The sequence below is a fragment of the Pseudomonas sp. NFR16 genome (assembly GCF_900108875.1).
Lineage (GTDB): Bacteria > Pseudomonadota > Gammaproteobacteria > Pseudomonadales > Pseudomonadaceae > Aquipseudomonas.
Window position 1 is genome coordinate 63,217 of the sequence record NZ_FNYJ01000009.1, and the last position, 24,549, is coordinate 87,765.

23 protein-coding genes and 1 pseudogene are annotated in these 24,549 nt (G+C 51.7%); 13 read left to right on the plus strand and 11 right to left on the minus strand.

Annotated elements, in window-relative coordinates:
- Nucleotides 1–39: 39 nt before the first annotated feature.
- Together BMZ10_RS26340 and BMZ10_RS26345 are read right to left on the minus strand one after the other, a co-directional pair.
- Nucleotides 40–660, minus strand: coding sequence for a cysteine hydrolase family protein (locus BMZ10_RS26340; RefSeq protein WP_093469463.1), 621 nt, complete (start codon nt 658–660; stop codon nt 40–42).
- Nucleotides 661–794: 134 nt separating this feature from the next.
- Entirely contained in the window at nt 795–1,418 is a 624-nt protein-coding gene (locus BMZ10_RS26345; protein ID WP_093469466.1) for a cysteine hydrolase family protein, read from the minus strand.
- A 267-nt stretch (nt 1,419–1,685) separates the two neighbouring features.
- Between BMZ10_RS26345 and BMZ10_RS26350 the strand changes: the two genes are divergently transcribed.
- The 3 genes from BMZ10_RS26350 (at nt 1,686) to BMZ10_RS26360 (ending at nt 3,737) form a co-directional block, all read left to right on the plus strand.
- Complete coding sequence (locus BMZ10_RS26350) at nt 1,686–2,198, plus strand: winged helix-turn-helix transcriptional regulator (RefSeq protein ID WP_093469469.1); 513 nt, start codon at nt 1,686–1,688, stop codon at nt 2,196–2,198.
- Nucleotides 2,199–2,337: 139 nt separating this feature from the next.
- Nucleotides 2,338–3,015: a type 1 glutamine amidotransferase domain-containing protein gene (locus BMZ10_RS26355; protein ID WP_093469472.1), complete on the plus strand. Its 678-nt coding sequence runs from the start codon at nt 2,338–2,340 to the stop codon at nt 3,013–3,015.
- Between the two features lie 98 nt (nt 3,016–3,113).
- Nucleotides 3,114–3,737 (plus strand): TetR/AcrR family transcriptional regulator, encoded by a 624-nt coding sequence (locus BMZ10_RS26360; protein ID WP_093469475.1) that lies wholly within the window; start codon nt 3,114–3,116, stop codon nt 3,735–3,737.
- A 126-nt stretch (nt 3,738–3,863) separates the two neighbouring features.
- On the opposite strand, the gene BMZ10_RS26365 is transcribed toward BMZ10_RS26360, so the two are convergent.
- The 3 genes from BMZ10_RS26365 to BMZ10_RS26375 form a co-directional block, all read right to left on the minus strand.
- Nucleotides 3,864–4,862 (minus strand): quinone oxidoreductase family protein, encoded by a 999-nt coding sequence (locus BMZ10_RS26365; RefSeq protein ID WP_177182233.1) that lies wholly within the window; start codon nt 4,860–4,862, stop codon nt 3,864–3,866.
- A gap of 181 nt (nt 4,863–5,043) precedes the next feature.
- A complete protein-coding gene (locus BMZ10_RS26370; RefSeq protein ID WP_093469479.1) occupies nt 5,044–5,673 on the minus strand; it encodes a cysteine hydrolase family protein in 630 nt (209 codons plus the stop codon).
- Nucleotides 5,674–5,894: 221 nt separating this feature from the next.
- A complete protein-coding gene (locus BMZ10_RS26375) occupies nt 5,895–7,334 on the minus strand; it encodes a TolC family outer membrane protein (RefSeq protein WP_093469481.1) in 1,440 nt (479 codons plus the stop codon).
- A 94-nt stretch (nt 7,335–7,428) separates the two neighbouring features.
- Here BMZ10_RS26375 and BMZ10_RS26380 point away from each other — a divergent pair, with 94 nt between their 5' ends.
- Together BMZ10_RS26380 and BMZ10_RS26385 are read left to right on the plus strand one after the other, a co-directional pair.
- Complete coding sequence (locus BMZ10_RS26380; protein WP_093469712.1) at nt 7,429–8,169, plus strand: SDR family NAD(P)-dependent oxidoreductase; 741 nt, start codon at nt 7,429–7,431, stop codon at nt 8,167–8,169.
- Between the two features lie 349 nt (nt 8,170–8,518).
- Nucleotides 8,519–9,025, plus strand: a complete 507-nt coding sequence (locus BMZ10_RS26385) for a winged helix-turn-helix transcriptional regulator (protein WP_093469483.1) — start codon at nt 8,519–8,521, stop codon at nt 9,023–9,025.
- On the opposite strand, the gene BMZ10_RS26390 is transcribed toward BMZ10_RS26385, so the two are convergent.
- Entirely contained in the window at nt 8,945–9,853 is a 909-nt protein-coding gene (locus BMZ10_RS26390) for an EAL domain-containing protein (protein WP_093469486.1), read from the minus strand. The two genes, BMZ10_RS26385 and BMZ10_RS26390, sit on opposite strands and share 81 nt — an antisense overlap.
- 77 nt (nt 9,854–9,930) lie before the next feature.
- A complete protein-coding gene (locus BMZ10_RS26395) occupies nt 9,931–10,629 on the minus strand; it encodes a flagellar hook assembly protein FlgD (RefSeq protein WP_093469488.1) in 699 nt (232 codons plus the stop codon).
- A gap of 751 nt (nt 10,630–11,380) precedes the next feature.
- Between BMZ10_RS26395 and fliD the strand changes: the two genes are divergently transcribed.
- Both fliD and flgE read left to right on the plus strand, forming a co-directional pair.
- The gene (gene fliD, locus BMZ10_RS26400; protein ID WP_093469491.1) at nt 11,381–12,805 is read left to right on the plus strand and encodes a flagellar filament capping protein FliD; all 1,425 of its coding nucleotides are present in this window, start codon (nt 11,381–11,383) and stop codon (nt 12,803–12,805) included.
- 129 nt (nt 12,806–12,934) lie between these two features.
- Nucleotides 12,935–14,189 (plus strand): annotated as a pseudogene (flgE, locus tag BMZ10_RS26405) (flagellar hook protein FlgE); the annotation flags it as partial.
- A 70-nt stretch (nt 14,190–14,259) separates the two neighbouring features.
- Here flgE and BMZ10_RS26410 read toward each other — a convergent pair.
- Nucleotides 14,260–14,652 (minus strand): tautomerase family protein, encoded by a 393-nt coding sequence (locus BMZ10_RS26410; protein ID WP_093469494.1) that lies wholly within the window; start codon nt 14,650–14,652, stop codon nt 14,260–14,262.
- Nucleotides 14,653–14,776: 124 nt separating this feature from the next.
- Between BMZ10_RS26410 and BMZ10_RS26415 the strand changes: the two genes are divergently transcribed.
- From BMZ10_RS26415 to BMZ10_RS26425, 3 genes are all read left to right on the plus strand, one after another.
- Nucleotides 14,777–15,679, plus strand: coding sequence for a LysR family transcriptional regulator (locus BMZ10_RS26415; RefSeq protein WP_256214599.1), 903 nt, complete (start codon nt 14,777–14,779; stop codon nt 15,677–15,679).
- A 235-nt stretch (nt 15,680–15,914) separates the two neighbouring features.
- Complete coding sequence (locus tag BMZ10_RS26420; protein ID WP_143070343.1) at nt 15,915–16,217, plus strand: hypothetical protein; 303 nt, start codon at nt 15,915–15,917, stop codon at nt 16,215–16,217.
- A 68-nt stretch (nt 16,218–16,285) separates the two neighbouring features.
- The gene (locus BMZ10_RS26425) at nt 16,286–16,735 is read left to right on the plus strand and encodes a lipocalin-like domain-containing protein (protein ID WP_093469500.1); all 450 of its coding nucleotides are present in this window, start codon (nt 16,286–16,288) and stop codon (nt 16,733–16,735) included.
- A gap of 115 nt (nt 16,736–16,850) precedes the next feature.
- Here BMZ10_RS26425 and BMZ10_RS26430 read toward each other — a convergent pair whose 3' ends face one another.
- Nucleotides 16,851–17,771 (minus strand): LysR family transcriptional regulator, encoded by a 921-nt coding sequence (locus BMZ10_RS26430; protein ID WP_256214600.1) that lies wholly within the window; start codon nt 17,769–17,771, stop codon nt 16,851–16,853.
- A 129-nt stretch (nt 17,772–17,900) separates the two neighbouring features.
- Here BMZ10_RS26430 and BMZ10_RS26435 point away from each other — a divergent pair, with 129 nt between their 5' ends.
- Complete coding sequence (locus BMZ10_RS26435) at nt 17,901–19,445, plus strand: MFS transporter (RefSeq protein ID WP_093469502.1); 1,545 nt, start codon at nt 17,901–17,903, stop codon at nt 19,443–19,445.
- 743 nt (nt 19,446–20,188) lie between these two features.
- On the opposite strand, the gene BMZ10_RS26440 is transcribed toward BMZ10_RS26435, so the two are convergent.
- Together BMZ10_RS26440 and BMZ10_RS26445 are read right to left on the minus strand one after the other, a co-directional pair.
- A complete protein-coding gene (locus BMZ10_RS26440; protein WP_093469505.1) occupies nt 20,189–20,479 on the minus strand; it encodes a YciI family protein in 291 nt (96 codons plus the stop codon).
- Between the two features lie 33 nt (nt 20,480–20,512).
- Nucleotides 20,513–21,142, minus strand: a complete 630-nt coding sequence (locus BMZ10_RS26445; RefSeq protein WP_093469508.1) for an FMN-dependent NADH-azoreductase — start codon at nt 21,140–21,142, stop codon at nt 20,513–20,515.
- A 744-nt stretch (nt 21,143–21,886) separates the two neighbouring features.
- Between BMZ10_RS26445 and BMZ10_RS26450 the strand changes: the two genes are divergently transcribed.
- A complete protein-coding gene (locus BMZ10_RS26450) occupies nt 21,887–22,339 on the plus strand; it encodes a (2Fe-2S)-binding protein (protein WP_093469511.1) in 453 nt (150 codons plus the stop codon).
- Nucleotides 22,340–22,350: 11 nt separating this feature from the next.
- Nucleotides 22,351–24,543 (plus strand): xanthine dehydrogenase family protein molybdopterin-binding subunit, encoded by a 2,193-nt coding sequence (locus BMZ10_RS26455; protein WP_093469514.1) that lies wholly within the window; start codon nt 22,351–22,353, stop codon nt 24,541–24,543.
- The last annotated feature ends 6 nt before the right edge of the window (nt 24,544–24,549 follow it).

Genomic DNA, 24,549 nt, shown 5'->3' on the forward strand with positions numbered 1-24,549 from the left:
GCGCGGAATACGCTCTCACCTTAGAAGGCATAGCCTTACTCAGGCTGGCAGACGCTCCAGCAGCTCAGCGGTAGTCAAAATCGCATGTGCATAGGTAGGGCCGTTGACATTGAAAGCTGCATGCATGCCTTCAGGGCTGAAAGCGGCAGCGGCGTCACGCACAAGCGTCACGTGATACCCAAGCTCCATTGCGAACCGACCTGTTGATTCAAGACAGCTATTGGCGATCACGCCAACCAAAATCACGCGCTGGATGTCGTGTTGCTTCAACTGCTGATCGAGGTCGGTGTTCGCGAAACCACTCTGAGCCCAGTGTTCATGAACAACAATGTCACCTTTCTGTGGGCCGAACTCGCTGTTGAACTCACCACCCCAGGTACCTACAGCGAAGGCTTGCAGCGGCACACCTTGCTTCTGAAAGGGGGTCATGTGCTGCCAGCCATCAAAATCACCCGCATGAGAGCGGTGGTGCGGCAATACAAAGATCTGCAGGCCAATCTGACGCGCGGCGGGAATGATCTTGCGCAGGTTATCAAACATGCCCGACTCATCAGCGGTGGGCTTGATAGCCCCGTAAAGCTTGCCACCTTCGGACATGAAATCGTTATAGGGATCTACAACCAGCAAAGCCGTACGAGCGGCAGGATATTCAGTGGTCATTCATTTAGTCTCTTTCAAATGGTTTATCGAGACGTGAAATCGATCGGCTGGTCGCTGACATTCCACGAATTACTCGAAGCACAACCTGGTCTACCCATCATGCGAGCTAAAAAAAGCTCGTAGGCGCTGATGCATTACTCAGGCAGCAGCTCAATCAATTCGGCTGTCGTCAGCACAGAATGAGCAAACATTGGTGCGTTAACGTTGTGCGCAACATGCAGCGCCTCTGCGCTGAACGCGGCAGTGGCGTCTCGCACGAGCGTCACGTGATATCCAAGCTCCATGCCGTACCGCGCGGTGGACTCGATACAGGTATTGGCAACCATGCCGACCAAAATGATTTTTTGAATAGCGTGCTGCTTCAGTTGCTCGTCAAGGTCGGTGTTCGCAAATCCGCTCTGAGCCCAATGCTCTTTGACGATGACGTCGCCTGACTGAGGGCCAAACTCAGGGTGCCATTCGCCCCCCCAACTACCCTCAGCAAAAGACTTGCTTTGCTTGGCAGCCTGCTGCATCGGACTCAAATGCTGCCATTTCTCATAGTCGCCCTCGCGGTAACGATGATGAGGGACGATGAAGACCTGCATTCCCGCAGTTCTTACCTTGAGCAGAATGGCCCGTAGATTTTCGAATAGCCCGACCTGCTCCGCCGTATCGTTGATCATTTCATACAACTTGCCCCCTGGGCTGAGGAAATCGTTATAAGGATCAACGAGGAGCAGCGCCGTACGTTCGACGGAATAGGGGTTATGATTCATGAGAGCTCCGAAAAGGAAAGAGCGGCCCTCTTGGCATTTTGGCTTACGTGACGAATCGCGGAAACCGCCCGGAAGGTACTGATTTTATTGGTCAATGCAGGAAATCCGAATCTGCAAGCTTTAAAATATAAAGCAATGATTCGGAAGGTCAAGGCTTCAATAGATGAAGTGAGTAATGTATATTTATTAGGATCAGTTCGAAAATAGCGCAGCTGCATCAGAGATGAGCTGCTATCACACTAGGTAGGAAATGGGAGCATCTTCGTCATGGGTTGGGAAGAGGAAGTAGGTAACACGCTCTGCCCGATTGCCAAGTCTCTGTCGGCCGTTGGGGATCGTTGGACACTTCTGATCATGCGAGAGCTGGTTTTCGGCGTACGCAGATTCGACGATATCCAGGCGCAGCTGGGGGCGTCCTCCTTTCTACTATCTACCCGATTAAAACGGCTGGAGAAAGACGGCATCATTGAGCGCCGACTCTACAGCGCGAAGCCTGAACGATACGAGTACTACGCAACGGCCAAAGGCAGAGCGCTGGACTCTATTCTTCTGATGCTTCGATCATGGGGGATCCAGTACTGCGACCATGTTCCCAACGAAGAACCCGCTGTCCACTTTCGACATAAGGCAAGCGGTGAAGTCGTTGACGAGTTTTGGAAAATTCCTCATCACGAATGGCCATTTTCTTTCGACACATTGGAAGGCCGCATGAGCGTTGGCTATGAGACAGAGCGAGAGATCAAACGCCGCAATTTTAGAAAAACCAAAAAGGCTTCCTAGGGATGGCGGATCCCAGTCATCCACCAGATCGATAGCAGACCCAACATCTTTCGATTTCAAATGATGGCTGCTCCTCGGTGAGACTATTCATGTCGGGCGCAATCCTATCCAACCTGAATCCCCTATTGAGGAGCAGAGCATGAAGATTCTGTTCGTGGTCAGTAGCTCAGAACTCGGCTACTGGCTTGCTGAGCTTACCCACCCTTACTGGCATCTTGCCGAGCGTGGACATGAAATCGACTTCGCCAGTCCAAGGGGCGGAACGCTGAAATTCGACTCTACCAGCGATTCATATTCTGAAAAATCCTGGGAAGCGAATGACTTGGTCAGCAAACGATTTCTATCCGATAAATCTCTGCTGGATCGAGTAAATGCATCTATTGCGCTCGCGGACGTGAATCCGCAAATCTACGATGTTGTAGGCGGCGGAGGTGCTGCTGTTGACCTCTTTCCCAATTCTGAGCTGGCAAAAATTCTTGATCACTTCTGGAACGAGAGCAAATTCATTGGGGCTATTTGCCACGGTGCAATCGCCCTCGCGAATAATCCTGAGCACGCCGCCGGCAAAACGGCTACTGGTTTTTCTCGCAATGAAGATCGACAGGTCGAAGATCTGTATGGGGGTGACTTCATACCAAACTTCCCACAACCGGTGATGAAGCGCGCCGGAATAAAATTCGTCCACACGTCCCCTTGGAACTCGAAGGTAGTGGTGGATGGAAAGCTCATAACCGCTCAGAACCAGCAGTCAGCCTCTGATTACGCAATCGCCTTCACACACTTGCTTAGTGAAAGTAATCCCGTTTTAACCGTCTAAGATCAAAAAAACAGGAGAAAACTCACCAGTTCGCTCCTTCAGGACTCATACACTAATCGCCAGGATGGTATGAACCTTATGAACATTACAGAGGCCACATGCCAAGAGTATCGCGCCAGCAGGCAAAGCTTAACAGAGTAGCCATCGTAGAAAACGCCGCCAGGCTTTTCCGAGAACGTGGTTTCAGAAATATCCCGCTTTCTGAAGTCATGTCTTCCTCGGGACTCACGCTAGGCGGCTTTTACGGACACTTTGAATCAAGAGAAGCACTTACCAACGAAGCCTGTAACCATGCGTTTGAGCAGGCTGTCCAGTTTTGGAGGCAGCTGATTGATGGGGCACCGAACAAGGAAACGGCAAGAAAGCTAATCATCACCGATTACCTGTCTCAACATAGAGTACAGAAAAGCGAGAAAACCTGTCCCGTGGTGGCCTTTTCCAGCGAAGTGTCTCAAGAAGATCATGACTCTATAATTAATGCGACCTATTCTGATGGACTGGCAAAACTCTTAGGAATTTATATGGAGGCCCTTGATGAGGTATCTTCACCTGAAGAGTTAAGACAGCAGGCATTGAATGAATACTCAGTCATGATTGGAGCACTGACCTTGGCACGGGCGGCACGAAGCACTAACTTATCAGAGGAAATCCTGAAGAACGCCCGAATGGTTTTAGGGGTTGACGATGTACAACTGGACAGCCGAAACAGTCCAGCGTCATGATGGCGCACCCTTTGCGGCCAACATATCATCTCAGTTACCAGGTATATGCCCGGCACCGGAAGCGGCATAATCCAAAAGATCCGGTGCAGCTGTAGGCACCGGATTACCTTTTGAGCCTTAGTATTTTCAAAGCTCCCTACCCCATGGCTCGATGACAATCTTTCCGATGTTTCTTCTTTCTTCGAGCGCTCGGTGTGCTTTGGCCGCATCCTGCAACGAATACCTAGTGTCTGCATGTATTTTTAGGTGCCCGGAAACGACGAGTTTCATGAGTGAGCTTCCTGCAGAGTTCAGCAGAGCGGTATAGGCCGGAGTGAAATACCCTGGTAGATAGAACCTCGTAAAACGCTGATTCTGTATAACGCCTGCGCAGCTTTCCAAAAGCGGCGCTGCGCAACTTTCTACTCCGTAATGAATTATCGTACCAAATTCGGCGAGACATTTAACAAGGCGTTGCGCCGTGGAACGGGAAGAACAATATCCAACATCTAAGCCTTTACCTCGGGTCGCGTCAAGCATCTGATCAACCCAATCAGTACTGCTCAAATCCACAGCTAGATCAACACCGACGCCGAGCGCGAAATCCCGTTTCGTTTGGGTGCTGGAAGAACCGATGATCACTGATGCTCCGGCTTGCCGCGCGAGCTGAACCACTTGGATTCCAACACCACCCGCTGCGGCCTCAACAAAAATAGCTTTGCCTTTGAGTGCAACCAAGTGTCGGGTGAGCAGATAAGCTGTCACACTCTGCCCCAGTAGTGCAGTAGCCGCGCCAAACTCAATCTCTTCTGGCAGGTACATAGCATTTGCTGCATCGACTACCGCATAACGTGCATAGCCTTTCGAAGGGACTCGGCACAGAATTCGATCACCGATCTCAAAGCCGAACACAGATTTACCCATCTCAACGATGCTACCGGCAACTTCGTTGCCGGGTTCATAAGGCAACTCCGTAGGTAAGACATAACGGTCAGCGCGCCGTACCGTGTCACCAAACAAGACCCCTGCCGCTTCGACTTTAATCAATAACTGACCAGATCGTGGGGAAGGTACATTTAAATCCAGCAATGTTAGAACATCGGGACTTCCAAAACTTGTAGCAATCACCTGCTGAGAGAGAGACATCGCCATTCCTCACCTTTACATGTGGAAACACGGATTATTTTAAACGCCATACTCGCGCATTAGCACTGTCACTTAAAAGCCCCTCCAAACACGGAGAGGCTGCAGCTTCTTAACAAAACAGTAGCCAATTGCAAAGATAAATACTCAACAGTATGGGAGGCAATCCTCCACAGGACGTTGCTTATTTTTTTCCAATAGCAACAATGGCGCTCAAGAAGCCATTCACAGTGGACACTTCGTGGCCGAACGCAGGATATGAAACTTCCAATGCGACCTTGTGCACAGCCTCATCGAACTCTGCGACCGCGTCAGTTAGATATGTCACATGAAATCCAGATTCTAAAGCCTGTGTGCCGGTGACCTGGATACAGGTGTTCGAAGTAAGACCCGCCAAAACCACATTTTCTACTTTAGCTGCCCGCAGCTGCTCATGCAGATCTGTTCCCTCAAACGCGTTGAAGCTACGATGGCGAGAGATAACAACGTCTCCTTCCACGGGACGCAGAGGCTCATAAAACTCAGCCCCCCACTCGCCGATCCAGAATACCTTGTTCTGCAGTGCCAACTGCCAGCGCGGTAGCACATGCTTCACGCCATCGAAGCTGTGCTCATGAAACCCATGAGGCACATAGAACACTTTTACCCCAGCCTTGCGTGCGCCCTCCAACAGTCGCTGCAACTGCGACCTGAGATTGGTCTTTTCAACCATAGGGCCAATGGAGTCTGCCAGTTTTCCTTTCTCATCAAGAAAATCATTAAGCACATCCACCAGCAATAGCGCTGTACTTCCTGCTAAATAGCTCATGCTCATTTGAAAATCTCCACGGTAATGACGGGTTTGTATTTGACAGCTAGCGGTAATAACTACATCACTCGGCTCTTCTCCCCAACCGCAACCGGCCTGTGCCAACCCTGCCAGAGGAACTACATATCGGTAGAGCAAAAAAGCTTATTCAGCCAGCTCGCTACTGATTTTCGCACTGCGTACCAGTTTATTTTTGCGCCACTCGCCGTGGGCTTTTTTTGATTTTTTCAACGGATGCCATTTAGGGCTATAGCCTTACCTGCTCCATGACTAATCTCAGGAGGAAGGAAGTCTTTGTCAGGGTCATAATCTGGTTTGAAATAGCTCTGTAGTGCTTGCAGATCGTCGGGAGATAATGTGCCCGCAGCCCGCTTAAGCTCAAGGATATCCAACAGGTAGTTATATCGTGAATTGTTGTAGTCGCGCACTGCGGTGAATAGCTGGCGTTGCGCGTCAAGGACATCCACAATATTACGCGTTCCGACGCGATAACCTACTTCAGTGGCTTGGACAGCATTCTGATTTGAAATGATTGACTGATTGCGAGCCTTCGCTTGTTCAACATCAGTGATCACGGCTCGATAGAAATTTCGCGCTGACTCCACCACCCGTCGCCGCACCCCCTCCCGCTGATGTTCACTCTCATCGAGACGTGCGACGGCCTCCGCAACTTGCGAGTTAATCAATCCGCCGCTGTAAATCGGAACATTCAACTGAAGACTAATCGTGCGCTGCTCGACGTCCCCACTGTACCTCGCCCCTGTTTTGCTAGGATTAGTGAAGCCTAAGCTGTCGTTATCACCTTTTTGAAAACGTGCGACGATATCCACAGTAGGTGCGTGGCCAGCTTTACGTTGTTTGACCGTTTCGTGCGCCGAATCAACCGCGTAATTGCTGACCCTTAAGTCCAAATTCTGCTTTGCAGCTGCATCGACCCAGTCGCTTGCACTTGCTGGCGAAGGAGGCACAAGTGGCAACTCATGCATAACCCCCTGCAATGATCGATATTCATGATCCGTGAGGGTGTTCAATGCTTGAAATGCGTCGTCTACCTGACGTTCTGCGACAATCCGATTTGCGCGCGAAGTGTCGTAACTTGCTTGGGCTTGAAGCGTATCCGTTTTGTCTGCAAGGCCCGTCGCAAAACGCGCACTAGCCTGATCTAACTGATATTTGAAGGCTGCCTCCTCTGCTTTGGTCGCAGCCAAACTATCCTGCGCGCGCAAAACTTCAAAATAATCCTGAGCACTACGCATTACCAAGTCTTGCTGTACCACAGCCAGTTGCGCCATTGCCTGGTCATTGACAGCTTCAGCCGCACTGAGCTGAAACCAACGATCCATATGAAAAACAGGCTGGATTAGCGTGGCTTGGTAGGCGTTTCCGCTCCGGTTTGAAGTCACAGACGGCTGGTCAAACGCAGTACGTGTGTCGCCTACCGTCGCTCCCGCAGAAAGGTTGGGAAGCAAATTAGCTTTTGCCTGGGGTACCACCTCCCGCCGTGCTTCGTACTCAGCCCTGGCCGCTGCCAAATACGGGTCGTTCTGAAGCGCTTCGCTGTAAACACTGACCAGATTCGCCTGAGATGCAGAGACATTCCCCGTCACTCCAATACCCAGACCAACGACACAGAGCACGGCCAAAGGCATTGGCGAGTTGCGCAGCATAGAAATTCCTTGGGATAGAAGATGGTCGCCTGACACTTCCCAGAATATACTTCATTTTTTGAAGCTTCAATGTGCTAATTGGATGGGTCGAGCGATGAAAAAACCAACAGCTATTGTCATAGGGGTGGGGGCATTCAATGGGCTAGGTGCAACCCTGTGTAAACTTTTTGCAGCTGAAGGGTTTCACGTCTGGGTCGCCGGGCGAACTGAGGATAAACTTCGAGCTGTCATCGACCAGATTATTTCGAACGGTGGCTCAGCCGAACCGGCCGTCATGGACGCTTCCAACGAGCAACAGGTAGTCGAACTTTTTGCGGCAGCCAACCAACGGCACGAGAACCACGAAGCCCCTAGCCTGGTGGTGTTCAATGGGGGCAGCTTCGCGCGTACCCCTATCAGGGAAATGTCGGCAATGCAGTTCGAAGAACACTGGCGTGGCGGATGCTTTGCTGGCTTTCTAGTGGGCCGAGAGGCATCTAAGACTATGACAATCCACGGTGGAGGTACCTTGCTGTTTAGTGGAGCGACAGCCAGCCTTCGCGGAAAAGCCAATTACGCCCACTTTTCCTCCGCGAAGGCGGGGTTACGAATGATCTCGCAAAGCATTGCAAGAGAGCTTGGGCCCATGGGAGTGCATGTGGCCCATGTCATCCTTGATGGGGGAATCATGCGCGAGCACAGCACAGCCCAAGCAACGCTCAACGTTCGAAACAGACCGGAAAAGAGCCTGATGGATTACGACGCTGTGGCTCAGGTCTACCTCCAGATTCATAGACAACCCCGTTCCGCCTGGACGGCGGAGATTGACCTGCGATCCAACGAAGAAGCGTTCTGAGTTAGCCTGCTTCCTTCTTAAACGGTAGCGAGCATGGCTTGATAGCGCGGTTGCCGTTAGGCCAACCGCTCTGCCCGAAAATCCTTTCATGCTAGAGGAGCTCCCTCGCTCCTCGCCGCTGCCCTGAGCTTTGAGTGGGATGATTTATCAGCCCACTGCTTCTTCCTCATATCCTCAATCCGCTACCACTCAGCGCAAAAAAATACCACGAACATGAATATAGCCCTGACCGGCTATGGGCGGTCTTCAATAAATTACGCCTGCAATGTATATTATGATCATACGAATCGAGATGCCGGGCGCTCAGCCAATATGTCAGGCATTGCCAGTTGTACGATGGAGACAATTAATGGGATGGGAAGAGGAAGCAAGCTCAACGGTCTGCCCTGTTGCGAAATCACTTGCTGCCGTGGGTGACCGGTGGACGCTTTTAATCATGCGCGAACTCAGCATGGGCGTTCGCAGATTTGACGACATCCAAGCTCAACTTGGAGCATCCTCGTACCTGCTTTCAACGCGGTTAAAACGACTGGAGCAGGATGGCATCATCGAGCGTCGTCTATATCGCGAAAAACCGGAACGTTATGAATATTACGCGACGCCCAAGGGACGGGCGCTTGATCCTATCCTGCTGATGCTCCGTGCCTGGGGCATGCAATATTGCACCCACACTCCCGACGAGGAGCCTGCAGTACACTTGACTCATAGACCAACAGGCGAAGTGGTAGACGAGCATTGGCGAATTCCTGAGAACGAATGGCCATTCTCGCTTGACTCACTGGATGCGCGAATCAGTGACCGGTTCGAGGCGGAACGTGAAGCCAAGCGGCGCAATTTCAGGAAAGGCGGAAGGTAACCACGCGCGCAGTTCGCATAGCCTATCTATCGAGCTGCAAATGAAAGGTCTCCTCCTGCTAACAGTTGCCACTCTCTGGTAGCCGATCAGGTCATCAATTGGCGACGGCCTATGCAGAAGATAGCCCTGTACAAAATCAACGCCTAGGTCTCGGAGGTGGTTTTGGACGGTGATGTTTTCAACGTACTCTGCAACTGTCTTCACCCCTAGAACCCGAGCAACGTCAATAAAACATCTGACAGCCGCATCATCTAATGAATCAGTCACCACATTTTTGACAAATTGACCATCTATTTTCAAATAGTCGACTGGCAAAGTCTTAAGGTATCCAAACGATGACGCCCCTGCCCCAAAATCATCGAGGGCGACACGCACCCCAACAGCTCTGATTTGCTTAATGAAATGGGCTGCGTCAGCAAAATTCGTTACGGCAGAGGTTTCTGTGACTTCGAAACACAAGCGCGAGCAAACTGGGGAGCCCGCACTCGACAACACCTCAAGCGTCCACGCATGGAATGCCCGGTCACCGACAGATTGTCCTGATAGGTTGATACTGAGGGTTTCGACTTTGGCGTCCACTGGCAGGGCTTCCATCCACTTGATCGCCTGTATGAGCACCCACCGATCTATTCGAGAAGCCAAGTGAAATCTTTCTGCCGCTGGGAGGAATGCTCCAGGTGGAATCAGGGCGCCATCTGCATCGAGCATACGCAGCAACACTTCCGCGTGAATTCCTTGGGACGAATGGTTGAGAGGCGTAATTCGCTGTGCATATAGTCTGAAACGCCCCTCGTCCAATGCTTGTTCTATCCTCACCGTCCACTGCATTTCACCATGGCGTAAAGCGTAGCCATCGCATGATGGCCACACATTGGAGCGCGCATTCACAACTAATGCTATAGATTTTATATGCCGATTTGGCGAATTTTCGACAATTCTACGTTTGTCCCATCAGCTAGATTGAGCGTCATTGCCGCGCCTGCTCCTCCCATCGTTACACTTGTGACTGTGTCAGGGAGATAGGTTTTCAGGTCAGTGAGCTTCCCATCCAGGCTGCCGGTTGCCTTGAAGCTGTAGTCCCCAGCATCCAGCGTCTTTCCAGCATCATCCTTGCCATCCCACGTAAACTTTACATCTCCTGCCTTTTGCTCTTTTAAATCAATAGTCCGCACAAGGTCACCATCGCTGTTGTAGATCTTGACGGTAGTTTGCGTACTAGAACTCGGCAGATTGACTGTACCGACCAGATCCTTACTAGTATCGACGTGCGTTGAACCGCTATCGACCACAACCGTGCGTCCAACCAAGCTTGAAGCTTGGAGTGCTTGGGACGCCTGATACATTCCCCCGATTGCATCGACAGACGTGCTCAGATTCTGCATCGTTTCAAGACTGCTGAATTGTGCCAATTGCGCGACAAACTGACTGTTGTCTTGAGGATCGAGAGGGTTCTGGTTCTGCATCTGAGTAACGAGGAGCTGGAGGAACGCGTCTTTTCCCAGCGAACTGTCGCCCGTATAAGAATTGCCAGACTTGCCTGAAGAACCTTGTTGCAACGACTTCACAAAATCGCTGGTAGCACTGTTATCAACAGAAGCGCTCATCGACGTCTCCCACTGTTTATATGGATATGCCCTCGCCTGCGGACACACAGAGACGGGCATCTGTTGGCGATTGAGAAACCGCCGTTCGCCTATATCACCCGCCCAAGGTTAGATGGATGACGCAGGACAAAAAAAGGCTGGATTCTCAAAATAATATTCACTTCAAATTATAAAGCAATATCTTTTTATAATCTGATTAGAAGCGGCAAAACTTAGCCGCACGTGGCAATTCCTTGCCCCTGCAATAGGGGCTCCGGTTGCCGGATGCAACTGCCATTCATCCTTTAAAAATTTATTAAATTTTTTTCAGCCGCTTTTTCCTGGAGAAAGTAATTCTTATCCTATTGATTTATATGGTTTTTTTAAGTTTCTCCAGACTGGAGAAGACACAAGGTCGTGTTGCTTTATTTTTTAAAGGGTCGTATCGTAAAACCTAGTTCACAACCAGCGTCGTTGTTCATCTTGCTCTACAGAGCGTTCAAGACGTTCAACAACGGCGCGCTTGAAACGCCGTCTGCACAGTGGAGCGTTCTCTGCCCTGCCGGAAGGGTGGAGTGACTACGAGCATTGGTAACTTCGATGGAGGGTGGGTAATCAGACGCCGCATCTTCCTGCGGAAGCTAACGCTTCAGTACTGAATTAACACTTGAATTCGCTAAAAACAGCGGCGACCCAGTGATATATGCAAAAGCGAGCATACGCCTGCCGGCTTCCTACCAGCACGCCTGATTAACGTTGAAAGGAGATACAAATGGCTAGTCCTATCACCCCGGCCACCGGTCTAGGTTCAGGTCTTGAAATTGGGAAGATTGTCACCGCGCTTGTCGACGCAGACAAGCTAGCAAAACAAACCCAGATTACCACTCAGACAAAACTGGTTACGACCAAATTATCGGGTATCGGTACATTGCAGTCAGCAGTGGCCGCCTTTCAGGACGTTCTGAAAAAGCTTGGAGATAATGACAACCCGGCTTTCAACGGTTTCTCGGCAAAGTCATCTAATGAAAACTCTCTGACGGTTACCTCCGATAACAATGCGGTACCTGGCACCTATAAAATTCACGTCAACAATATCGCCACGAGCTCTTCCGTCGCGACCGCCGCGTTTTCAGGCGGCACCAGCAGTGCCATTCCGACTGGCAACCTGAGTGTCACTCAAAATGGCATTACGCAAAGCTACTCCATACCTTCGGGCGCTACGCTGGAATCGGTAGCCAAAGAGATCAACGCGCAGAGCAAGACAACCAACGTAAGCGCCAACCTCATCACCGACGATAACGGCACGCGCTTGGTGTTCAGCTCCACCATAACTGGCAAAGGCGCTGATATCACCACAAGCAGCGATATCGCAGGCTTCACCATCGCTTCGAATACAGCGTTGGATGCATCTTCCGCTAGCAGCGCAGGGTACATCGGCAACCAGGCTGAAAACGCATCTTTCACTGTCAACGGGATGGCCATAACCAGCAGCAGCAATAAAATTGACAAGACAGTAGGGGGGATGACCCTTACGCTGCTGGGTAACAACACTGATTCAACAGTGAATGTAAGCACCAACGCCGACGGGTTGAAGACCTCGCTGCAATCGTTCATCACAGCGTATAACAATGTGGTCACCGCGATCTCTACTGTGACCAAGGCCACAATTAGCGATACCCCAGATCCAACAACTGGCGCAACCGTGACTCCAGCGGCACTGACCGGCGATTCGATGCCCCGTGAAATCCTCTCCGCGATGCGTGGAGTGCTGACAACCACAGGAGCTGGAGGCGACTTGTCAGTGCTGTCGCAGTTGGGTATCAGCACCTCTCAGACCGATGGTACCTTGTCGCTCGATGACAAAAAGTTTTCCGCCGCTATGGACAAGGGACTGGGCGGAGATGTGCAGCAATTGTTCAGTGGCACCGATGACTCTAACGGATTGCTAACTAGGATGAACACCGCACTCACGCCGTACACCCAAACTGGGGGCCTATTCGACGACAGGAAGAGCAGGCTGACCACTCAGGAGGACGACCTCCAGAACCAGCAGGCGGCACTTGACCTGCACGTTCAGAGTCTGACCGCCACCTTAACAGCCAAGTACAACTCGATGGACTCGCTGGTAGGCCAGCTTAAAGCCACAGCTTCCAGTATAACTTCTTTCTTCGATTCGCTGAACGCACAGAAATCTTGACGACGTATCAGTAGCCTGAAGGCCCGGCCAAGCGCCGGGTTTTTTCTGCTCGCGGCGCACTTGGGTGAATGGATGACAGCGACTCAAGAGTCCTTCACACCGATACAACCCGTCATCGTCTGAGTCCGCAATATCGCGAACGTCGCAACCGTTGGTTTCAAAGCCTCTCGGGCTGAATTTGCCGATCAGTATGCCCAATCCATACGCGGTACTTCAGGTGGGACAGATGTGGGCAACGGCGTATACACCGCCGCAGTGACTCAGGAATTTAGCCAAGGTACGCTGTCTACCGGTACTGGACGCAGTCTTGACCTTGCCATTCAGGGGAATTTTTTTCATGGTTAGTAACAATGGGGAAAAACTCTATACCCGAGCAGGCAACTTCCACACAGACCCAAACGGGTACGTTATCGACAATAATGGCGACAACCTGCAAGGTTATGGCGTCGACGCCAATGGCAACGTGCAGAAGGGAGCCCTGACGAACCTACGAGTGGATAGCTCAAACATGCCACCCAAAGCTACTGGCGAAATTTCTATTGCATCCAATTTAAATTCGTCGATGCCCGTTATCACTAAAACATTCGATCCTAAAGCCACTGATTCATATTCAACCACCATGAGTACAACCATCTACGACAACCAAGGTAATGCGCACACGCTAGATCAGTATTTTACTAAAACAGGAACTAACACATGGAGCATGCATACGCTGATTGACGGACGAAGTATTTCGGATCCAGCAACCGATCCTGTTGTCGCGGATGAAACCGAGTTGAAATTTGACTCTGCAGGCAATCTCATCACATCCCCGTCGCCTACGTCGACTGCAAACATTGGCGTCAATGCCGATGGCACTTGTTATAAAAAACTGGGTACCGGCTGAAAAACATACGACGGGGTCTGTTACTACCTGGACAGCCAATGGTGCAGGCGTAGCTCCCGCAGGCATGAAACTGGACATGCTTGCTACCACCCAAACTGATGCGAGTAGCGGAGCGACCTCAAAGCACCAAGACGGGAATTTTACCGGGCAAATTACGAGCATGAGCGTGGATCACTCAGGCAATATGTTTGCAACCTATACCAACGGAGAATCCCGGGTAATCGGCCAGGTATCACTTACCACGTTTGCAAACGCTCAAGGGTTGGAACCGGCAGGGGAACGATGTGGCGCGAGACTTATGCTTCTGGTACCCCTGTCACAGGGGAGCCTGACTCAGGCACGCTGGGCTACATCAATGGTTCGGCTCTGGAGGAGTCCAACGTTGACCTCAGTGCTGAGCTTGTGGAGCTGATCAAGGCCCAAGCTAACTACCAGGCCAACGCCAAAACAATTTCCACAGAAAGCACCATTCTCCAGACGACGATTCAAATGACCTAAGACTTCGTTCAGCCGTCAGGTAGCCCTTTATGAAGGACTACCTGACCGGAAGCACTTCTCAATGAAGCGATCATTCCACGGGAGCGTACTGCATCTCACCATTGCCGAATGACCAGTCTTCACGCTTCACATCGATCAGACTGATCCAGACATCTTCTTTACGAATCCCGGTCTTGGCATTAATCCCATCTGCCACTGCTTTATAAAACGCCTTTTTCACCTCAATGGTTCGCCCCGCATTCCAGGTAATCTGAATAAAGACTATTTTTGGTGTGTAGGTAACGCCGAGGTATCCGTCCGCTGGATAAACCAATTCGTCTTTGGCGTGCCGGTTTATGACCTGGAATCGGTCATGTTCCGGAACTCCGGCGGCATTCACCATGGCGTCGTAGACGACGTCACCTATTGCAGCGACGGTTTCTAAGCTGGTTTCGGCTGCAACATCAATTCGCGCTAAGGGCATTGGAGCAATCCTTTCTGAAATTTTTTGTGTCACCCGCTATCAGCAAGCGAGGGTTGACCTACCCTATGACATCGGTTTGAATTCATCAAACGCATAGTTTTTCTGGTAATCATGAGGTATTCGCATGCAATTAGAAGACTTGAGGGCCTTTACCGCTGTAGTGGAGTGCGCATCCCTTACAAAAGCTGCTGAAAGACTACGCCTGACTCAGTCGGCGGTATCGCGACGAATCCAAAATCTGGAGGAGTCGCTTGGGACATTGCTTTTTGACCGAACCAGCAGGCCCCCTGTACCAAACCTGATGGGGTTTCGAATTTATGAGGGCGCATTGGATTTGCTTCACGATGCCGAACAGTTGCGGCGGATTCCCCAGGAAACTGCGTCGCCCTGTGGGAAATTTCGGGTGGGTTTTATTCAGGTGGTGGCTGATGTCGTGGTGTTGGATGCAGTGTCATCAATCAGGAAAGCTTTTCCTGGGCTGGATATGCAGGTGGCAACCCATTGGAGTTCCGAGCTTCAACACCTGCTGGCTAAGGGGGAGCTTGATGTCGCAACCCTGTTGCTCCCGGCCCACAGTAGCCCGCCACCGGGCCTCGATGGGACATTCGTAGCGACTCTCGATATTTTAGTGGTGCAAAGCAAAAGGCATCCCGTGGTGGAGCAACTGACCAATATAAGAAGCTTGTCTGACTGTGGCTGGGTCTTGAACCCAAAGGGCTGTGGTTACCGAGCTGCGTTGGAGTCGGCAATGGGAGGACACGGGCAAGTGCTGAAGCTTGCCGTCGATACTCATGGTGCAGCTATCCAGATGCGCATGATTGCGGCCGGCTTGGGACTGGGGCTGCTGCCGAAAAAAGTATTTGAGGAAAGCTCACTGAGCGACGAGTTATCAATTGTCGAGGTATCGGACTTTTCGCTTCAAATGAATATTTGGGTCGTTTATCCGTTGCAACAGGGAAATCTGAAGCAAGCCTACGATCTGCTCAAGCGACACGTCATCGATACATTTCGAGTTCCATCTCAGTAAGGGGCTGCTTCTAGGCGGGAATCCACCCCATTCTGCACCCCTTTCATACTCTCCCCCGCTTTGGCCCAATCATTCGTGCCTCCCTGTGCCTCTGACGCCCCATCAAACAAGAATTTTCATTAATTGCCTTGTTGCTTTATTTTTTGAAGTGATCGAGCATACATTTCGTCATTCACTCATGTGCTCCGCATGCGACTGGAGAAAGATCTGATGAAAACTGGAACCGGAGATGGCTATGAGCAGCGTTGAAGATGTCGGATCCTCGGTGACTCTCACAGCGGTCAGATCCATCACTGCGGAGGAAATCAAGAAGGCCAAGGCTGGGATAATTGGGGGTTCTGACGGCAACCTTTTTGCAGTCGCCCATGACGATGATCACTCTGCCCAGTCTGAGCCTGTGCAAGAGGTTAGCTGGAAAGCCTCACAGGCAGAAGCTCTTCGCTGGTACGACAATGAATGCGAACAGTTCGCGCGACTGAGCGTCGACCTCCAAGCTAAGCGGGCAATCTCCATCAAAAATGTAGAGGAACTTCTGTAAGCCTGATGATGGTTAGGAACCACCATCACATTGTCAGCCGCCATTTAACCTTTGATAGGAAATGTGGAATGAGTTTGCGCGAGAGGATCGTTGGTGCTTGGAAATTACGCTCGTACACTGAGACACCGGTGGATGGCACTGAACCCTTTCACCCAATGGGCCCTAACCCAAAGGGTATAATCATGTACACACCCGGTGGATACATGTCAGCGCAATTCATGCTCGCTGAGAGAGCAAACTTCGCTGTCAATGATTTCTATCAAGGGACTGTTGAGGAGTACAAAGCAGCCGCCTCGACCTACGTTGCATACTCAGGCCCTTTTGTGGTCGATGAAGAGAAAAGTATGGTCACCCATAGCGTGTTCGTCTCTTTGTTGCCAAATTGGATTGGAAACAATCAACCCCGTTTGGTCAGCCTTTACGGCACAGTGCTCACCCTTTCGACCGCTATCCCGATTCAATCCAAAGGCAAGTCGGTGGTTTCCAAACTCGTCTGGCATCGTGCCGAGCCTGCCTGAGATATCGATTCGCCCTTGCTCAAAAGGGGGCACTGATCGCGTACATTTCAACCCCCCGCATCAAGCCCCCTTCCTAATGAAGCACCAAATAGCAATCGGTAGCCGCACCTTGTGGCTAGACGTCGACTGCTGCCAATGCCTTCCCAACATAGTCAACGAATACTCTGACCTTTGGCGACAGGTGTCGGCTCGATGGCCAAACCAGGCTCAACGGATTTGGTCTCCTGATACTGTCGTTTAAAAGAGCTCTCAGAGTGCCGCTAGCCAGTGGCTCACGCGCCAGGAAGTCAGGCATGCAGCCTATCCCTAACCCGGCGATCGTAGCCCCACGTAATGCCTCCATGTTGTTGCAGGTAAACACTGTCTCAGGATGCGGTTCCGGCTTTCCAGGTGTCAGGGACAACGGCAGTTCCTGAAGCTTTCCACTGGTTGGAAACCGAAATCTGATCGCAGTGTGTCTCGATAAGTCTTCAATGCACTCAGGGATGCCATGCGCCTCAAGATAGACCGGAGCAGCGCAGATCAGCATCTGCACAGAGCGAAGCGGTCTGGACATGAATCGAGAGTCCGACAAGGGCCCACTTCTAATGGCTACATCTACTCCCATGTCGATCAAATCAACCATGTTGTCATTGAAATCTATATCCAGATCTATGTCAGGAAAGCGGCTGAGGAATTCAGGAAGAATGGGAAGCAGCAGGTGATAGGTGACCGTTGGAGTGCTAACGCGTAACCGACCACGCGGCTTTTCGGTGCTGCGCGAAATAGTGGCTTGTGCGTCGTCCAGGTCGTCCAGGATTCGCCGGCACCGCTCCAGGAACTCTTTTCCTTCATCCGTCAAACGCAAACTTCGAGTGGAGCGCTGAAACAAACGGACGCTCAGCTGCTGCTCAAGCCTGGTGATGCCCTTCCCGACCGCAGAGGCAGATAGCCCCAGAGCTCTTCCTGCGGCAACGAAGCTACCGAGTTCGGCGGCTCTTACAAACGCCATCAGTCCGCTTAGCCGATCCACATTCGCCCCTTTCAATTCAATCATTTCGTTCCGGTATACGCGGAATTTAAAGCGTTTTTTAAACGATTACGACGTCTTTATCCTCTGCCGATCTCCCGCAGGCTCGCGCAACAAATGCCAGTCGCCTGCATCGTAAGATCGAGGAAATCAATAATGCCAACGTCAATAGCGCTGACTGCGATGCAGAAAACGCTGATTCTGATCGCAGTTTGCATCGCATCTATCACCATGCCCTTGAACTTCACGGCAGCTGCAGTCGCGATACCGGCGATTGGCCGAAGTTTTGAGGGCACTCCCATGGCCTTGAACTGGGTGACCAACGCGTTCATGTTGACGTTTGGGAGTGGACTGATGGCCGCCGGCGCGCTTGCTGACCACTATGGTCGCAAGACTGTCTTTATTGCAGGTATTTCCGGATTCGCAGTGTTTTCTGCGGCATCGACCTTCGCCCCAAACCTTCTTTGCTTTGACCTCTTGCGCGCAGCTCAGGGCGTTGCTGCTGCAGCGGCATTTTCTGGCGGGATGGCTTCGTTAGCGCAAGAATTTGACGGCGCCGAACGGGTGCGAGCATTCAGTTACGTCGGCAGTAGTTTCGGAATCGGGTTGGCTTTTGGCCCCATTGCTTCTGGACTGATGATCTCCACTGTCGGCTGGCAAACTGTTTTTCTTCTGATCACCTTGTTTGCAGTGATTGCTACGGTGCTAGGTGCGCGATACATGCGGGACTCGCGCAACCCGGATGCGAACGGTGTCGATTGGCCCGGTGCGCTGAGCTTTACCTGGGCTTTGACTGTGTTCACTTACGGCATTCTTAAGGCGCCTGAAAATGGGTGGAGCGATCCTGCAGTGATCGGCTTGCTCGTCTGTGCTGTGGTGTCCTTCGCCGTATTTGTGCTGATTGAGAGAAGGGTCGCGCAACCCATGCTTGATCTCTCTCTTTTTCGCTATCCGCGATTTGTAGGCGTACAGCTGCTGGCCGCCGCTCCTGCCTACGCATATGTCGTTCTACTGATCCTGCTACCCATTCGATTTGTTGGAATTGATGGCATGAGTGAGATCGCGGCTGGCCAACTGATGATTGCGCTTTCTGCTCCCTTGCTGTTTCTGCCGATCGCAGCAGGTCACATGACCAGATGGTTCAAACCTTCCACCATTTGCGGCCTCGGTTTGTCGGTTTCGGCAGTTGGTCTCTTTTGGCTGAGTCACAAACCAGTCGGCAGTACACCCCTTGATGTAATGCTGCCTCTGTTGGTCATTGGCTCGGGGATCAGCCTGCCGTGGGGGTTGATGGACGGCCTTGCGGTCAGCGTAGTGCCCAAGGAACGCGCAGGGATGGCCACAGGAATATTCAGTACCACCAGGGTCGCTGGCGAAGGTGTTGCCGTGGCAGTCGTCAGTGCCGTGCTTTCAGGATTGACCGCACAACATCTTGCTGCGTCAACAACCGAGCAGTCGAAAAACATGAATGAGGCCGCGCAACGACTTGTCACGGGAGATCTCGCGACAGCAGCCTCTATCCTGCCAGACACCGCTCATGAGTTGCTAGTTGCTAGTTATAGTACTGCCTTCAGTACTCTGCTGTTGATTTTAACTTCCATCACCGTCCTGACAGCCGCAGTGGTTTTCTTATTCCTGGACAGAGGAAATGTTGAGGACGAAACAGACGTTGAACGCACAAACCTTGATCAGCCGACCTGAATACGCGAAGAGAGAGACCGCCTAATAGTGCTTTCCGGAAGCTCTCATTAGAGCCAAATTCCCCCTAATTCAGTCTATTAGGCAGGCCTCAGGCACATCAAGCAGATGTGTCTGAGGCCCTTGCCGCTCTTATGCAGAACGTTAAGATTTCCGCCTTGAACGGCATCGATATCGTGCGGTAGCGATTGGGAGAAGGCGCCGACAGGGGTTGCTGGAAGGATTCCCTGTTATCGACGATTTGCACGCGGGCATGCTTATGACGGTGCTGCTCAATACCATACACGTGAACACAACTTTACTCCGACCAAATCTAGCCTCGGTCGATCGACGCGAAGATCCCCGCTCCAATGAAACGCTGGAATCGCTGGTGAATGTCCCTGACGGCATGTCCCTGCTTTGGTTCTAGTAGGATGTGGGCTAATAGATATCAGAAATGCCGGCGGCACTGCCTAGGGTGGCGTTTGCGTGGCGTATCTGGCTATACAGACTGCCCACACAGCATCGAGCATCAGAGGGGTATTCATCTTTGGCGCGCTGACCTGTCGTGATGACAGCATTGACGCAACAGCCGGAACTGCATTGAAAGCGGCTCGCTGGAGAAGCAGTCAAACCCAAGCCGGCGAAATATAGAAAAAACCCGTATCATTGATACGGGTACGAGGTAAACTTACTCACAGCAAGCACTCAATGCACGCACTCACAAGCATTTTGAACACTTTGAATTATAGCAACAGAGCCTTGATTCAAACGCTCTCTAGTAACTTGAGTTCAGGCTGAACCATTCTGACGTCGACATCGATTATTTGATATTCGACCAGATCATTAGCAAAGTACGGATCTTCGGAGATGATGGAACGGAGCTCTTTTTTATCAACTCCCTTGGACATGATCATACCGCCCAAGCCATTAACCTTCGCAGAGGCGAGAAGAAATACGCCTTGATCCACGTATTTCTTTACCCATTCTACATGTGCGTCTCTATAAGGCTCAACACTACCGAACTTCTCGGTCAAACTGAGATGTAAAAAATACATATAATTTACCTGTCTATTAGTCGCTAAAATTTATTAGCGCTTCGCAGCACTGGAAACGTCTTCTTCTGCGGACTTTACGAAGAAATCTATCGTGACCTTCTCGCCATCGATAGTATATGTCCCGCCCGCCTGGACGACAGCTACATCGGTAACGCCAACAAATGCAAGAATATGGCGCATGTAAGGCGTGAGAAAATCATATGGAAAAGTGGGAGTATCAGCTAGGTAAACGCCTGCACTAGCCACGATGAGTGTCGCCTTCTTCCCACTTAGCAGGCCCGTATAAGAACCGTCTGAGTTCGCTTTGAAGGTAACGCCGGCTCGAACGATATTATCAACCCACGCCTTCAGCGCCGCAGGCAGCCCAAAGTTATACATAGGGGTAGCGATGAGGTAATGATCACAACGATTCAACTGTTCGATAAAATCATCACTTATCTTTAACGCCGCTTTCTGCGCTTCATCTCGAACATCCACCGGAGTGAAGACTGCGCCGATCCACTCGATATCTACAAATGGTGGTGCTGATTCTGACAAGTCACAATGATATACTTCGCCTTCCGGATGATGACGTTGCCATTCGAGTTCAAACTTTTGACTAAGAGCCTTTGAGACCGACTGCTCGCCCCGCGCACTTACGTCAATTCTTAATAAATTTGTCATGAAATCCTCTGCACAAGTGATGTCATTGATAGGGGTAAAAGCGAAGTATTCCGTCCATTGATAATCTATTTCGTGGATGCACAGGTCTTCACGTTTTAGTTCATCCTGACCCGGATAGTAGCTTCAGTTTTTAAAGCGGTAAAGAAATGAATTTTTGCCAGTCCCGGATCAGTACAGCGCCGCATTGGTTGGCTTTTGCGTCTCGCGCTGCGGCAGGTTCGCTATCCGAACGCGTATTCGTTTGCGAGAGCCAAATAGCCATCTGCGTGGATGAGGTCAGCTGCGCCTAACCATCAGGGACTGCCAAGTCGTTCCGAAATCTCAAAGATCCAAGGAGGAACGGTAATGCTCGCTTTTTCCCACCCTTACCACCCTTCGAGAATCTCCCGCCAACCGCGTCGAATGGCTTCCTGACAAATCCAGCTCTTTCAGCTGCCCGCTGAATATGCGCGGCCCTCCAGTCTCTTCTCAGAACAAGCTGATTGAGCCGTCCAGAACGTAAGGCCCGGAGTCACGCAACAGTGAAAAATGTTTTTAAAAGGGCTCCGCATCCTGATCCTGCCCCTGTAGTATCAATTTTTGAAGCGACAGATGACGCGCGCCCTGTCCTTACCTTGTGGCTCCTAATCCCTACGTCAGCGTTACGTCGGGTCAGCTACGACCAACATAAACACGCCGCTGTAGGCCAACGTTCCCTTTGGGCAATGAGTCAGCGGCAAACCGTGATCAACGCCGGAGGTTTCGATGCAGACATTACTGATCAATGGTCAGGATCACGCTGTGGATGTCCCTGATGACATGCCACTGCTCTGGGTATTGCGTGATGTACTGGGAATGACAGGCACTAAATATGGCTGCGGCATTGCTCAATGCGGCGTTTGTACCGTGCATCTGGACGGACAAGCCACTCGCTCATGCGTACTGCCCGTCAGCGCAGTAGCAGGACGCAGGGTCTCCACAATCGAGGGGATGGCAGAGTTGCCGGTGGGTCAGCAAGTGCAGAAGGCTTGGCTGGAGCATGAGGTCGCTCAGTGCGGCTACTGCCAGCCTGGCCAGATCATGTCTGCCGTCGGTCTGCTTCAAGCCCACCCCGACGCCAACGATGAGCAGATCACGACGGCCATGGCCGGCAATCTTTGTCGTTGCGCGACCTATACCCGCATTCGCGCAGCCATCAAAAGCGTGAGCAAGGCCTGAGGAAAATTCCCATGACAGATAATGATCGAATGGTTGCGAAGGTCTCACGCAGAAGCATTCTTAAGGGCAGCGCTCTTTCATTGGGTGGTTTATTTATAAGTGCCTGGCTACCTCCTATGGTCGGCCGCAGCTTTGCCGCCGCAACGGTCGCGACGGCCCGGCTGGGAGACAATGCTGCGCCAGGCTTCGGTGCATATGTGAAGGTCGCGCGCGACGGTCGCGTTACCGTGATATCACCGAAGATCGAAATGGGCCAAGGCGTACAGACAGCCATAGGCATGATGGTCGCCGAAGAGCTAGAAGTGCCGCTCAGTCAGGTGAGCATCGAAGAAGCGCCTCCCAACGGGGCTCTGTATACGGACACACTGCTGCAGTTCCAGGCGACTGGTGGCTCGACTTCGACCCGATTCACTTGGGAACCGCTTCGGCGAGCGGGCGCCACCGCTCGCATATTGCTGGTTCAAGCTGCGGCACTACGATGGAAGGTCGCTCCAAGCGAATGCCGAGCTCTAAGCGGTCAAGTCTTAGGGCCTGACGGCCAACATGCAGATTACGGAGACTTGGTAGACGCAGCATCTCTGCTTCCGATTCCAAATGACGTAGCTCTCAAGCCCATCGCAGATTTCAAACTGTTGGGCACTCCCGCGCAGCGGCTCGATACGCCAAACAAGGTCAACGGATCTGCGCAATTCACGATCGATCTAAAAATACCGGACATGCTGATTGCCTCCTCGCTAACCTGCCCGGTGTACGGCGGCAAGCTCAGAAGCGTCAAGGACGAGGCGGCACGTAAAGTTCAAGGCGTACGAGACGTAGTTCGACTGGACAATGCGGTAGCGGTGACAGCTACCAATTTCTGGGCTTGCCAGCAGGCGCTAAAAGCTTTGGAGGTCGAGTGGGATTTCGGGGCCCACGGTTCCGTAGATTCTGCTCAGCTGGACAGCGCCTTGCTCGATGCAAGTTCCAGAGATGGCGTATTTGCTAAGCAAACGGGCGACATTACAGCGGCTATAAAAAGTGCGCCTAATCATTTCGAAGCAGTCTATCAACAACCATTTCTTTCGCACTCACCCCTGGAGCCCATGAGCTGCGTCGCCCATGTTCGCCCTGATATGTGTGAGCTGTGGGTCGGTTGCCAGGCACCCATTTTTGCGCAGATGGGTGCTGCTAAAATCAGCGGCATGCCCATGAAAAAGGTGGTTATCCATAACCAGCTCATTGGTGGCAGTTTCGGTCGCCGGCTTGAGTCCGACTTTATCTTTCAAGCCGTTGATATCGCTCGACAAGTCAGCTATCCAATCAAGCTGATCTGGAGTCGCGAAGAAGACATGACCCACGATAAATATCGCCCCCATTATGTCGACCGTCTCAACGCAGCGTTGGACAAAGATCTTCGACCGGTGGGCTGGGAGCACCGTATTGTAGGTGCCTCAATCGTCGCGTCTTACCTTGGTCAACTGCCGGAAAGTGGCGTAGATGGCGACGCGGTCGAAGTAGCGATCGAGCCAGTCTACTCACTGGAGAGCCTGCAGGTGCGCTACATCCGGCAAGATCCTAAGGCCATTCCGGTTTCTTGGTGGCGTGGTGTAGGCCCTTTGCGCAGCACCTTCCCAATCGAATGCTTTATCGATGAGCTAGCACGCAACGCGAAAGCCGATCCCGTGGAATATCGATTGGGTCTGATGCAGGAGCAGCCACGTGCACAGGCCGCATTAAGGAAAGTAGCGGAACTGGCTAACTGGAAAGAGGCGTTGCCAGCCGGCCACGGACGTGGCGTGGCAGTCAGCGCAGTGTTTGGCAGTTTCGTCGCTACGGTGATTGAGCTTGAGATGCAGGGAGAAAAAGGCATTCGCATAAAACGGCTGACCTCCGTGGTCGACTGCGGATTCGTCAACAACCCGACTTCGGTTAGATCGCAGATGGAGGGCGGCACTTTGTTCGGATTATCAGCAGCTCTGTTTAACGAAATCCTTATAGAGAAAGGCCAGGTAGTGCAGCGCAACTTCAATGCGTACAGGCAGATTCGGATGAGCGACGCCCCTGCAGTACACGTGCATGTGATGCCCAGTGTTGAAAGCCCTGGTGGAATTGGAGAAACCGGCGTGGTGCCAGCCGCAGCTGCGCTGGTGAATGCGCTTCATGCTGCTTGCGGAGTCCGTGAGCGTCGGTTGCCACTCAGCCGTTTCGGCTATTTCACTGTTTAAGGGGCG